This window comes from Cyclonatronum proteinivorum, from assembly GCF_003353065.1.
In the GTDB taxonomy this organism is placed as follows: Bacteria; Bacteroidota; Rhodothermia; order Balneolales; family Cyclonatronaceae; genus Cyclonatronum; species Cyclonatronum proteinivorum.
On sequence record NZ_CP027806.1, the window covers coordinates 1,403,203 to 1,416,188 of the forward strand.

The window sequence follows — 12,986 nt, forward strand, 5'->3', positions numbered from 1 at the left end:
GTAACGGCTGACGCACGCGGGGGCGAGCACAGGGCGTCGCCCCTACGGTTTCGGTCCCGGTGGGACATCGCGGCGCGCCCGCGCGCCGGTCAAAGAGCCGGCGAAACCACCGCGAAACCCTCAACCGCCTCCATCCCCTACAATCCCCCGAACCCGTCATCCCGGAAACGCCCGCCCGGATGCCGTAACCCGGCAACAAAACCTCATGGCGTTATCCGGGATCTACCAACTTCGACCTGCCGCCATGCCGGTTGCCGTGCGGACCATACAATCCAATTCGTCTCAAACACCGCCCCACCATTTGGGCCATAAAGAAATCGCGGCATATCCCGCTTGGCAGATCGCGGATAACCGTGCGGAGAAGCCGGAGCCACACCGCCGCCTCATCATTGGCACGGTTTCCGGGATGACGGTTTTGGGAAGTGGGAGGGAGGTGGAAATTTGTTTTGGGAAAAAAACCGGCGCGCCCGCGCGCCGGTCAACGAACCGGCGAAACCACCGCGAAACCCTCAACCGCCTCCATCCCCCACGATCCCCCGAACCCGTCATCCCGGAAACGCCCGCCCGGATGCCGTAACCCGCGAACAAAACCTCATGGCGTTATCCGGGATCTACCAACTTCGACCTGCCGCCATGCCGGTTGCCGTGCGCTGTACATCCTGTCCTGTGCATTCTGAACAACCCATCCGGATTTAATCATCGCGGCAGAAACGCCATCCATTCATCAAATACGCAACACGCTGCATCAAAGTGACGCGATAGAGACGCGATGAATCGCGCGCGTCTCTACATTCGTCTGCGTTGCCGTGCGGCCAATACAATCCAATTCGTCTCAAACACCGCCCCACCATCCGGGCCATAAAGAAATCGCGGCAGATCCCGCTTGGCAGATCCCGGATAACCGTGCGGACAAGCCGGAGCCACACCGCCGCTTCATTATTGGCACGGTTTCCGGGATGACGGTTTTGGGAGGTGGGAGGGAGGTGGAAATTTGTTTTTGGAAAAAAACGGCGCGCCCGCGCGCCGGTCAAAGAGCCGGCGAAACCACCGCGAAACCATCAACCGCCTCCATCCCACAGGATCCCCCGAACCCGTCATCCCGGAAACGCCCGCCCGGATGCCGTAACCCGGCAACAAAACCTCATGGCGTTATCCGGGATCTACCAACTTCGACCTGCCGCCATGCTGGTTGCCGTGCGCTGTACATCCTGTCCTGTGCATTCTGAACAACCCATCCGGATTTAATCATCGCGGCAGAAACGCCATCCATTCATCAAATACGCAACACGCTGCATCAAAGTGACGCGATAGAGACGCGATGAATCGCGCGCGTCTCTACATTCGTCTGCGTTGCCGTGCGGCCAATACAATCCAATTCGTCTCAAACACCGCCCCACCATTTGGGCCATAAAGAAATCGCGGCATATCCCGCTTGGCAGATCGCGGATAACCGTGCGGAGAAGCCGGAGCCACACCGCCGCCTCATCATTGGCACGGTTTCCGGGATGACGGTTTTGGGAAGTGGGAGGGAGGTGGAAATTTGTTTTGGGAAAAAAACCGGCGCGCCCGCGCGCCGGTCAACGAACCGGCGAAACCACCCCGAAACCCTCAATCGCCTCCATCCCACAGGATCCCCCGAACCCGTCATCCCGGAAACGCCCGCCCGGATGCCGTAACCCGCCAACAAAACCTCATGGCGTTATCCGGGATCTACCAACTTCGACCTGCCGCCATGCCGGTTGCCGTGCGCTGTACATCCTGTCCTGTGCATTCTGAACAACCCATCCGGATTTAATCATCGCGGCAGAAACGCCATCCATTCATCAAATACGCAACACGCTGCATCAAAGTGACGCGATAGAGACGCGATGAATCGCGCGCGTCTCTACAATCGTCTGCGTTGCCGTGCGGACCATACAATCCAATTCGTCTCAAACACCGCACCACCATCCGGGCCATAAAGAAATCGCGGCATATCCCGCTTGGCAGATCCCGGATAACCGTGCGGAGAAGCCGGAGCCACACCGCCGCCTCATCATTGGCACGGTTTCCGGGATGACGGTTTTGGGAGGTGGGAGGGAGGTGGAAATTTGTTTTTGGAAAAAAACGGCGCGCCCGCGCGCCGGTCAACGAACCGGCGAAACCAGCCCGAAACCCTCAATCGCCTCCATCCCCCACAATTCTCCTTTGAAGCTCTCCAAGGGCAAGTGATTTCTCGCGTGTACGGCAAGCGCGAACCGCATCGCACAGCGCGAGCAAAGCGTAAAGCTCCGGATCAGACAACGCAGCCTCCGGCACCGAACGGTACAGCGGTTGTATAGCCTGCCCCTTCGCCTCGCCAAAAGGATGCGGCCAGACAAACAGCTCGCTATAGTTACTGCCGCTGCTCTGAATCAATGCTGATAAAGGCGCCGCTGCATGTGCTGTCGGAAGCCCGCGCACAACCGGACCCGGCTGCACCGGAAACACTACTGCAAGTCCGAACTGAATAAAATCCATGAACGTCTGTCGCATGATCTGCTTCCCGCTGCCATCGAGCAAACGGGCAAACTTCAACCGGGAAGCGGACTGACTGATTTCCCCCTGACTCATGTGCAGCGCCTTCGCAACAGGCACCTGCTGCCAGCTGGGGTCATCAAGCGCGATCAGCTTCAGCAGAAGCAGCACATCCTGAGGTTTCATGTGATATCTGTTGTGTTGCATAATGCAGGTCTTTATTTCATATTACGATATGAAATATACACAATTTAAAAGCCCCAACCCATACCACTAATGGCTCCGGATATGACACAGTTAAAGTACACGCCCATGGCACGTGTACCATCCGGAACGTGCCGGACATACGCGGAATTTTATTAAAAACCGTAACAACCGAATCACGCCCCCCGGCGCGCCTCGCGCGCGCCGCGAATAACCAGTGCCCCGCGCACTGTAGGGGCGACGCCTTGTGCTCGCCCGACGTGCGTCAGCCACCCCGGAATCGCGTCCCCAACCCGCCCCCCCGGCGCGCCCCGCGCGCGCCGCGATAAATCGCCGCCCCCGCGCCGGGTAGGGGCGACGCCTTGTGCTCGCCCCATACGCGTCAGCCGCCCAAATTTCCATGCCGACCCGCGCAGATCGATGCCCTGTGCTCGCCCCATACGCGATAGCCACTCCGGCATTTTGATCCCGCCACCGAAATTCCCGAACCCGAATAAAACCGAAATTGAAAATCCATATCCGTTATCAGGGTTTTGTGGCTTGCAACAACATTTCCACACCCCGTCCCGCCACCACCGTGGCCTTTTTCGAATTTGGTGCTGCTGCAACCCATTGCCGTTGATTGATTTAGTCCCGGGGCCACCCCTCTCGAGAGGGGAATTGGGAAGTCCCGATGTGGTAAAAAAAATATCGAGGTCGGCTAATGACTTTGGTGTTGATTTTCGGCTTGAACTGAAAACGAAGAACCCGCAAAATTCCCCTCTTGAGAGGGGTGCCCGGGTGAGCGCAGCGAACGGGCGGGGTGTGGAGGGCATGGACCCCGGTACCATCCGTATGACAATTGCTCACGGTGCAGGTTACGTGATGCGCGATGTACGATGATGGCATGGGGATTATCCGAATCGCGTCGCATTTGAACCGTGTATCCCGCCAGCGCGCCCCGCGCGCGCCGCGATAAATCGCCGCCCCCGCCGGGTAGGGGCGACGCCTTGTGCTCGCCCCATACGCGTCAGCCGCCCAAATTTCCATGCCGACCCGCGCAAATCAGCCCCTTATGCTCGCCCCGCGTGCGCCCGCCACCCCGGCATTTTGATCCCGCCACCCATATCCCCGAACCCAAATAAAACCGAAATTGAAAATCCATGTCCGTTATGAGGGTTTCGTGGCCTGCAACAACATTTCCACACCCCGCCCCGCCACCACCGTGGCCTTATTGAAATTTGCTGCTGCTCCAACCCATTGCCGTTGATTGATTTAGTCCCGGGGCCACCCCTCTCGAGAGGGGAATTGGGGAGCGCTGATGTGGTAAAAAAAATATCGAGGTCGGCTAATGACTTTGGTGTTGATTTTCGGCTTGAACTGAAAACGAAGAACCCGCAAAATTCCCCTCTTGAGAGGGGTGCCCGGGTGAGCGCAGCGAACGGGCGGGGTGTGGAGGGCATGGACCCCCGGTACCATCCGTATGACAATTGCTCACGGTGCAGGTTACGTGATGCGCGATGTACGATGATGGCATGGGGATTATCCGAATCGCGTCGCATTTGAACCGTGTATCCCGCCAGCGCGCCCCGTGCGCGCCGCGATAAATCGCCGCCCCCGCCGGGTAGGGGCGACGCCTTGTGCTCGCCCCATACGCGTCAGCCGCCCAAATTTCCATGCCGACCCGCGCAGATCGATGCCCTGTGCTCGCCCCATACGCGATAGCCACTCCGGCGTCACGATCCCGCCACCGAAATTCCCGAACCCGAATAAAACAGAAATTGAAAATCCATATCCGTTATCAGGGTTTCGTGGCCTGCAACAACATTTCCACACCCCGTCCCGCCACCACCGCGGCCTTTTTCGAATTTGGTGCTGCTGCAACCCATTGCCGTTGATTGATTTAGTCCCGGGGCCACCCCTCTCGAGAGGGGAATTGGGGAGCGCTGATGTGGTAAAAAAAATATCGAGGTCGGCTAATGACTTTGGTGTTGATTTTCGGCTCGAACTGAAAACGAAGAACCCGCAAAATTCCCCTCTTGAGAGGGGTGCCCGGGTGAGCGCAGCGAACGGGCGGGGTGTGGAGGGCACGGACCCCCGGTACCATCCGTATGACAATTGCTCACGGTGCAGGTTACGTGATGCGCGATGTACGATGATGGCATGGGGATTATCCGAATCGCGTCGCATTTGAACCGTGTATCCCGCCAGCGCGCCCCGCGCACGGTAGGGGCGACGCCTTGTGCTCGCCCCGAGTGCGTCAGCCGCCCCGATACCCATGCCGACCTGCCTGCGCACATCGGCGATCGTAATACCAATACCGTGGTCGGTTGGTATATGGGTTAAAACCGGGACCGAGCCCTCATCGCATGTTGGTGGTGGATCGAACCCCCGCGTCACACCCCGTCCCGCCACCACCGCGGCCTTTTTCGAATTTGGTGCTGCTGCAACCCATTGCCGTTGATTGATTTAGTCCCGGGGCCACCCCTCTCGAGAGGGGAATTGGGAAGCGCTGCTGTGGTATGGATTTTCGTGGTCGGCCAATAATTTTGGTGTTGATTTTCGGATTCAAGAACCTGCGCCCCCCACTCCCGCGCACACATTCCCACCCCCCCAAACCGCCTTCCCCACCCCATACTAATCCCCAAAACTTCACCATTCTTTAATTTTATAAAGTGTGCGATTTTTCCTAATATTTACGCATACCTTTTATTTGCACGGTTTTTCAGGTATTGGACTTTAAATAGCATAAACACAGGTTTTCCCCATTGGAAGCGATTCGAGACACTTTTTCCACGACTATTGTGTACACCCATTTTGTAAGCGCTTACGATGGGGTTTCGGGCTTGGGTGTTTCGCGTTTCATGTTTGGAGCCTAAAGCGCAAACCCAATCCTAAACCACAAACCACAAACAGCCAACAGCCAACAGCCAACAGCCAATCACCAACGCTAAACGCTTCACTCTGAACTCTAAACTCTTCACTCTGAACTAAAAAAACCATGCCCTTCCTCCTTTCCATATTACTGCTGCTATTTCTGCTTCCTGAGGTTGCGCGGGCGCAGCAGGGGTCGGGTGCGGCGAGTGGGGGGGAGCGGTTTAGTATGGAGGCCTCCATCCGGATTTCGGGGAATGTGATTACGCGTACCGGGGGCGAGAATATTTTGTTTGATACCATTTATGATGTCAATTTCGAGCAGACCCGCGCGGGGCAGACGGTGATTACGGTGGATCCCATCACGGATTTTGCGGCTGCGGATGCCGGTGCGGGTTATGTGGTGGCTAAGGGTGCCCCCAATGCGGAGTTTCAGCTTACCTTCAGCCGGGAAGTCGTGCTGCGGCACGCGACCGAGCGCGACAATGTGCTGATTGTGCGCTATCTGCTGAGCGGCAACAGCATACCCGAACAGGAAAACGCGGCCTACGTGCTGGAAGCCGCCCCCCGCTTCCGCCTCAATGCCGACGGCGAATTTCATTTTTGGGTAGGCGGCATGGTCGATATCTCCAAAGCCATCCGCGGCGAATATGAAGGCGAATTCACCCTCGAGGTCGAGTATTTATGATGCGGCCAACACCCCCCATCCCGGTCCCGGCCACAGCCGCATCCGCATCTCAAAGGATGCCTGCACCCAGCGCCCGGAAGGCTAAACCGCTTTTTTTTCTTTGGGTGAACGCCGGGAATGCCCCCCCTCACCCAACCCTTTCGGAAGTACCGGTGCGTCCGACGGCCCCGTGCACAGGGTCAGGCGCTTCCAGGCTGATCGCCCCCCTCATCCTTCTTATCACCCTGCTTTTCCTCCCGCAGCTCACCGAAGCACAGCGGCTGAATTTTGGACTTTTTGCGGGAGAGGATATCACCATTGAACCAGTCATGGGTTCAGGTACGCTGGATTTTAATGCCAGGCAAAGTGCAATTGTCCCGGGGGATAACGTGATCATTAGTTTACAGGATGATGCAGCAAGCCTCATGGCTGTCTTCACCATTACAGCTCCCATCGGATTTGATTTGGATGTTGTGGTTACCGAAACTTCACCGGGTGTTTTAAGGCTTGAACCGCCAATTGCTGAAGAGACCAATGAGATCCCCTTCACGTTTGGTTGGGCATTTAGCAACAATGGTTTTTCGAGTGAGACGGACGCCCTTACTGATGCGCGTGCCAATGTGATTCCCGCAGGTATTCGTTTTGCTACGTTTCCGGTGATTCGCCGGAATGGTAACAATGGCCCGCCCGGACCGCCGCCGCGTCCGCTTGATGGTAATAGTGATCAACGACCTACACAAACGGCATATCTCTTTTTCTTTGGCAGCATTGAGGTACCGGAAAATGCAAGGGTTGGTTTATACAACACTCAGATTGATATTCATGTAAGCTACAATAGGGGGGACGAGCTATGACCCATCACCCGGCTTACCACCTTTTAACTGCTTTCTTTTTACCCGCGGAAGCTTCCCTGTCCCGGCTGCGGACCGTCTTCCTCATCCTCCTTGTTGCCGGCTTTTGTATGGCGACAGATGCCGTGCAGGCGCAGGTGCGCTTCAGTCTTGAACTCATGGAGGAAAGCGCGGTGCTTGAGGCGGAATCCTTCGATTTCAACCGGGAGGCACGGCGGAGTCTCACGCGGGATGCGCAGGGGCGGCTCACGGGTGTGGAGAGCGCGGCCTGCCTGCGGATCAGTGCGGCCGAGAACATCCCCGTGCTGGTGGAAGTGCAGTTTCAGGATGTGCAGCTGCGCGGCGGCATCCGGCCCGTAAGCACCGAAGCCCTGTACCTGAACGACGGCGGCGCTTGTCCTGAAGAGCCGGCTATCGGGCGCGCCATCGGGCAGCCCCTCGATGCACAGGGCCGGGCGGCCTTCACCCTCGATAAGCGCGAAAGGATTGCCCGAAACTTGCCCGGCAGCCCCGACCGCCTGCACGCCTGGATCTTCCTGATCGCCGATTTACGGCTCAACCCCGACGCAAGCCCGCTGCAGCGCGCCTTCACCGATCAGTACGAAGGCGAATTCGTGATCCGCGTAGAATATCTTTAACCCTTTTTTGCCAAAACCGCTTCCAACTTAGGCCAAATGTTAATATTATCATCCCTTTACTCCCGCACCCCAAAAAGCACCGACCGAATCCCTGAATCTTCAAACCTTCAAATTTTTGAATCCCTGAATCTTTGAACAAACAGTATGACCCATCAGTCCCAAATAAAGTCAGTACCGAAGCAAAGCCCGCAACAGCGACACACTGACACACTGACATACTGACATACTGAAATACTGATTAAATACTGATTAAAAACTGAATTTGGCCTGAAGGTCAAACCCATGCAACACCTAAACAACCCCTAAAAAAAACAAAGAAACAATCCTATGAAAACAACGACAATGAAAAAAACGCTGCTCGGCCTCGCCGCCCTGCTCCTCGTTTCCCTTCTTGGGTTCAATCAGGAAGTGAAAGCGCAGCTCGGTGATAATCAGGCAGAAGCTACTGCACAAATTGTACAACAAATACAGATTGAAAGAATCACGAGCCTTGAATTTGGTCTATTGGTTCCTGATGAAACAAAATCAATCTTAGTGACCGGTGCACCTGCAGGAACTCCGTCTGTTACAAGTCCAACTAGCGCCGCAAGATTTACAATAACAAAGTCGGGCATACCTGTTACTTTTACCTTGGCGCTTCCTTCAGTGCTTGATGGTTTAGCAAGTACTCCAACTGAGGGCGAAACTTTAGCCTTAAACTTCGATGATACCGCAGATGGTGATAATCCAAATTTAGGCCTTGTAACAGATGCCGACGGTACTAATACCTATGCATTTACCCCTGTTGATGGTGCATCTGTAGATTTAGAAACTGAAGCTTCAGCATTTGATACACTTACAACTTTTGATATTGTAATCGGTGGTACAGTTGTAGCAAGTGATACACAAGTGGCAGGAAATTACCGTGGAGTAATTACACTTACAGTTGACTACAACTAAATCTCTTAATTCTAATCCTGATTAAGTAGATTCACAGGCCTCAAATACCTATTATGCGGTCTAAGCACTGCACTTTATATATGTTAACTGAAGCCTGACTCCCGCTATCATGATTCGTTCCGAGGAAAAGTTCCCCATGTCCCGCAAACTGCTTTCTGTAACCGGCTTTATGCTGCTGTTCGGCCTGCTGATGGTCCCGTTTTGGGGCGGCAGCGCACAGCAGGCGCAGGCACAGGTCAGCCTCGCCCCGACATCTCTTTTTATATTTGAGACAGGTGGCATTGGCGAGTTATTTGTAAGTAACCGCAGTCAAATACCGCAGGAAGTGAATGTGCGGTTTGAGTTTCAGTTCCCGACCTCCGATGCGGAGGGCAACATCCGCATGACAGAAGGGGATGAGGCGATTGCGGCCGAATGGGGACTGGGAGAAATGGTTCGGGTCTTCCCGAGGCGGCTCGTGCTGCAGCCGGGCGAAACACAAACCCTGCGGGTACAGGTTCGCCCGATGCGCGACCGGCCCGACGGCATGTTTTTCACCCGCGCCATTGTGAGCTCGAACGCCCTGCAGCAGGATGTCGGTCAGCAGGAAGCGGCCGAAGGCATCCGCACGCAGATCAACTACATCCTCGAGCAGTCCATCCCCGTGTTCTACCGCAGGGGCAGCAACACCACCGGCGTGGACGTAGAACGAATCGAAGCGAGCCGTGCCGAACAGGGCCTGAACCTGCTGGTTCACCTGCAGCGCACGGGCAACAGTCCTTTTATGGGTACCATGGGTGCCCAATTGTTCGATATGAACGGCAATCAGCTTGCCGAAAGCAGCTCCTCGGCCTTCCTCTACTTTGATGAACGCCGCCGGATGACGCTTCGGCACGAGGACCTGCCCCCGGGCCGCTACCGGGTCGAGCTTTGGTTCGAAACACAGCGGCGCGACATGGCCTCGGGCAATATCGTACAGGCACCCCGCATCACCCACAGCACGATTGTAGAATTACCCTGATGGAGGTTTGAGTTCAGCGTTTTTTGGACGCAGGACCGGAGACGGAAGACGGAGATCAGAGATCAGAAGTCAGAGGTCAGTGGTCAGTGGTCAGAAGACGGATGACGGATGACGGAAGCCAAAAGCCAGAGGTCGGAAGTCAGAGGTCGGAAGCCAACGGTCAAAAAACCGCGGTCTGCGGTCTGCCGTCTGCGGTCAACACCCAAAACCTCTTCAGGAAGACACATTCACATTATTATTCCATATATATGCTATTGCAACGTAGTTCCTTTTGTGAGCGCTTTCAGCGTGCCCTGTGCGGCCTTGTGCTGCTTGCGGGTTTGCTGCTGAGCAGCGCTTTATGGAGCAGTTCAGGCATTGCGCAGGCGCAAAACGGCGATGACCCTACGACAGCGACCATCAGCGTTACGGGCACGGTCATTCTCGGCCTCACCATTGAAGGGGTGCTCGATCTCGTCTTTGATGATATCGTAGCCGGCGATCCGAAAACCATCAACCTTGATGGCACGGCAACCGGTGCATCCGTAACCGGTGAAGAGCAGGCCGGCAAGTTCCGCATCGACACAAGGGGGAACTTCACCCTCGAGTTCGTCGATCTGCCGAACGAAATGATTGGTCCCGACGGGGCCTCCATGCCGGTGAGCTTCTTTAGCGGCTGGTCAGAAGATGATGACGGCGCCAATGCCACCAATCCTGTAGAAACCGGCGCCCCAACGCCGGTGCTTGTACCCGAGAGCGAAGTCTTCGTCTTCCTCGGGGCAACCGTAGAACCCCCGCCCACCCAAACACTGGGGCAATACGAAACCACCGTAACCCTCCGCGCCACCTTCGGCGTGGACTAAACAAAGGAAACGGTCGGCAAAAACTAAAAAAGTCAGTGATTCGCAGACCCCAAAAGGATGCGAAACACTGGCTTTGGTTTTGAGTTCAGAGTTCGGAGTTCAAAGTTCAGAGTGATTAGTGATTAGTGATTAGTGATTAGTGATTAGTTTCTGGTTTCTGGTTTCTGACATCTGACATCTGTCTTCTGTCTTCTGTCTTCTGGATTTTGAACAAGATTTTATCGTGGTATGCATTCAATCCCAGAATATTTGAATCATCAAATCATCAAATCCTTGAATCTTTGAATCCTCAAATCTTTGAATCCCCGAATCCCCCTGTATCCGGCGACACCCTGACATATTGAAACACTGACATACTGTAAACCCCATATCATCCTCTTCAGTTTTCTGATCGCTTCAGCGCTGATGCTGTTTCCGGCCCTGGTATGGGCGCAGATTACGATTACGCCTACCATCGTCTTCATGCATGATGGAGACCCTGCCGGGCGTATTACGATTACCAACAGTTCGGATGTGCCGCAGGAGGTGAATATCAGCCTCAGTTTTGGCTATCCGGATTCTGATGAGGCGGGAAATTTGCTGATGAATTATGAAGATGAAGAAGCGGCAGCGCGGTTCGGGCTCGATGATGTGATGCGGGTTTTTCCGCGACGCTTTGAGCTGGCGCCGGGAGAAAATCAGATCCTGCGCATGCAGGTACAGCAGGCAGGGATGCGCGCTCGCGAAGACGGGCTCCACTGGACCCGTATGAACATCACCTCCAACGAGCGCACCCGCGCCGTTGATGAGGGTGGAGCAGACCGGATCGGGGCGCGCATCAGTTACCGGATTCAGCAGAACATCGGCATTTTTTACAGGAAGGGGGAGGTCCGTACGGGCCTCGAACTGCTGCAGCTCAGCGACCGCCGCGATGCGGAAACCGGCGAGCTGCACCTCATCCCCCGCCTGCAGCGCACGGGCAACAGTCCGTTTATGGGCACCATGTTCGCAAGCCTCCGCGACGCGAGCGGCGCGGTTGTACGCGAAAGCGAGCGCACCTTCAGCGTGTACTTCACCCAAACCCGCCCCATCACCCTCGACACCACCGACCTCCCCCCGGGCCGCTACACCGCCCGCCTCCGCTTAGAACCCACCCGTACCGACCTCAACCCCCGCGACCAAATCCCCGGCGAACCCTTAGAAATCGACCTGGAGGTCGCATGGTAAATGGGAAAGCGCACCTAAAACGCAACCGCCGAAGAGATGGAGTGTCGGGTTCGGGAAGTGTGGTGGGGATGGTGGGGAAGGGCTCCAAATTCGCCTCTTCAGAGGGGAATTTTGCGGGTTCTTCGCGGGAAATGGAACCGAGTAGCCATGCCAAATTAAGCGTCCGACCTCCGAAATTACTTCCCCCCTCCGCTCTTCCCAATTCCCCTCTCGAGAGGGGTGCCCCCGGGAAAAAGTCTTTCGAAGGCAAAAATGCCGGAACAGCCCCCAATTTTAAAATAGCCCTTATGCCATTGGGGCGGGGTGTGGAAATGTTGTCAAGTGGGAAGGCCCCCGAAATTACCACGAAAGCCGGTTACACGCACCGCGTACCCAACATCGAGAGCAATGATGTACCGGGTTGTGCCGGGGCCCCGTGCCCTCCACACCCCGCCCGTTCGCTGCGCTCACCGGGGCACCCCTCTCGAGAGGGGAATTTTTCTGGTTCTTCGAAGAAAGTTGAACCGAAAGACCTTGCCAAATTAAGCGTCCGACTTCCGAAATTACTTACCCCCTCCGCTCTCCCCAATTCCCCTCTCGAGAGGGGTGCCCCCGGGAAAAAGTCTTTCGAAGTCACAAAGATCAGAACAGCCCCCAATTTCAAAATGGCCCTTATGCCATCGGGGCGGGGTGTGGAAATGTTGTCAAGAGGGAAAAACCCAATTATCACCCCGAAAGCAAGCAACACGCACCACGTACCCCACATCGAGAGCTATGATGTGCCGGTAGGTGCCGGGGTCATGTGCCCTCCACACCCCGCCCGTTCGCTGCGCTCACCCGGGCACCCCTCTCGAGAGGGGAATTTTGCTGGTTCTTCGCAGAAAGTAGAACCGAAGCACCTTCCCAAATTAAGCGTCCGACTTCCGAAAGTAATTACCCCCTCCGCACTCCCCAATTCCCCTCTCGAGAGGGGTGCCCCCTGGAAAAATTTGTTCAAATGCAAAAAAGCCAGGACAGCCCATAATTTAAAAATGGCCCCGAAGCCATCGGGGCGGGGTGTGGAAATGTTGTCAAGTGGGAAGGCCCCCGAAATTACCACGAAAGCGGGTTACACGCACCACGTACCCAACATCGAGAGCAATGATGTACCGGGTGGTGCCGGGGTCTCGTGCCCTCCACACCCCGCCCGTTCGCTGCGCTCACCCGGGCACCCCTCTCGAGAGGGGAATTTTTCTGGTTCTTCGAAGAAAGTTGAACCGAAGCACCTTCCCAAATTAAGCGTCCGACTTCCGAAAGTAATTACCCCCTCCG

Annotated in this window: 9 protein-coding genes; 8 read left to right on the forward strand and 1 reads right to left on the reverse strand. The window is 55.8% G+C overall.

Annotation, left to right across the window (positions count from 1 at the left end):
• The first annotated feature begins 205 nt into the window (after positions 1–205).
• The gene (locus CYPRO_RS05515) at positions 206–577 is read left to right on the forward strand and encodes a hypothetical protein (protein WP_124245534.1); all 372 of its coding nucleotides are present in this window, start codon (positions 206–208) and stop codon (positions 575–577) included.
• A 1,580-nt stretch (positions 578–2,157) separates the two neighbouring features.
• Here the strand turns inward: CYPRO_RS05515 and CYPRO_RS05525 are convergent.
• The gene (locus CYPRO_RS05525) at positions 2,158–2,703 is read right to left on the reverse strand and encodes a hypothetical protein (protein ID WP_240644848.1); all 546 of its coding nucleotides are present in this window, start codon (positions 2,701–2,703) and stop codon (positions 2,158–2,160) included.
• Positions 2,704–5,680: 2,977 nt separating this feature from the next.
• On the opposite strand from CYPRO_RS05525, the gene CYPRO_RS05545 reads away from it, so the two are divergent.
• The 7 genes from CYPRO_RS05545 (at position 5,681) to CYPRO_RS05575 (ending at position 11,696) form a co-directional block, all read left to right on the forward strand.
• Positions 5,681–6,241: a hypothetical protein gene (locus CYPRO_RS05545; RefSeq protein ID WP_114983658.1), complete on the forward strand. Its 561-nt coding sequence runs from the start codon at positions 5,681–5,683 to the stop codon at positions 6,239–6,241.
• Positions 6,242–6,297: 56 nt separating this feature from the next.
• Positions 6,298–7,074 carry a hypothetical protein gene (locus tag CYPRO_RS05550; protein ID WP_114983659.1) on the forward strand — a complete coding sequence of 259 codons (777 nt, stop codon included), beginning with the start codon at positions 6,298–6,300 and terminating at the stop codon, positions 7,072–7,074.
• Complete coding sequence (locus tag CYPRO_RS05555; protein WP_114983660.1) at positions 7,071–7,709, forward strand: hypothetical protein; 639 nt, start codon at positions 7,071–7,073, stop codon at positions 7,707–7,709. The genes CYPRO_RS05550 and CYPRO_RS05555 overlap by 4 nt, the downstream gene beginning before the upstream one ends.
• 327 nt (positions 7,710–8,036) lie before the next feature.
• On the forward strand, positions 8,037–8,648 hold the full coding sequence (locus CYPRO_RS05560) for a hypothetical protein (protein WP_114983661.1): 612 nt from the start codon (positions 8,037–8,039) through the stop codon (positions 8,646–8,648).
• 109 nt (positions 8,649–8,757) lie between these two features.
• Positions 8,758–9,648 (forward strand): fimbrial biogenesis chaperone, encoded by an 891-nt coding sequence (locus CYPRO_RS05565; protein ID WP_114983662.1) that lies wholly within the window; start codon positions 8,758–8,760, stop codon positions 9,646–9,648.
• A 23-nt stretch (positions 9,649–9,671) separates the two neighbouring features.
• A complete protein-coding gene (locus tag CYPRO_RS05570; protein ID WP_124245535.1) occupies positions 9,672–10,490 on the forward strand; it encodes a hypothetical protein in 819 nt (272 codons plus the stop codon).
• 405 nt (positions 10,491–10,895) lie between these two features.
• Entirely contained in the window at positions 10,896–11,696 is an 801-nt protein-coding gene (locus CYPRO_RS05575) for a fimbrial biogenesis chaperone (RefSeq protein ID WP_114983664.1), read from the forward strand.
• Positions 11,697–12,986: the final 1,290 nt, after the last annotated feature.

What these genes read in the sequence shown, in the direction of transcription:
- CYPRO_RS05515 (WP_124245534.1), top strand. Translation starts at nt 206, where the DNA reads ATGGCGTTATCCGGGATCTACCAACTTCGACCTGCCGCCATGCCGGTT.
- CYPRO_RS05525 (WP_240644848.1), bottom strand. Translation starts at nt 2,703, where the DNA reads ATGCAACACAACAGATATCACATGAAACCTCAGGATGTGCTGCTTCTG.
- CYPRO_RS05545 (WP_114983658.1), top strand. Translation starts at nt 5,681, where the DNA reads ATGCCCTTCCTCCTTTCCATATTACTGCTGCTATTTCTGCTTCCTGAG.
- CYPRO_RS05550 (WP_114983659.1), top strand. Translation starts at nt 6,298, where the DNA reads ATGCCTGCACCCAGCGCCCGGAAGGCTAAACCGCTTTTTTTTCTTTGG.
- CYPRO_RS05555 (WP_114983660.1), top strand. Translation starts at nt 7,071, where the DNA reads ATGACCCATCACCCGGCTTACCACCTTTTAACTGCTTTCTTTTTACCC.
- CYPRO_RS05560 (WP_114983661.1), top strand. Translation starts at nt 8,037, where the DNA reads ATGAAAACAACGACAATGAAAAAAACGCTGCTCGGCCTCGCCGCCCTG.
- CYPRO_RS05565 (WP_114983662.1), top strand. Translation starts at nt 8,758, where the DNA reads ATGATTCGTTCCGAGGAAAAGTTCCCCATGTCCCGCAAACTGCTTTCT.
- CYPRO_RS05575 (WP_114983664.1), top strand. Translation starts at nt 10,896, where the DNA reads ATGCTGTTTCCGGCCCTGGTATGGGCGCAGATTACGATTACGCCTACC.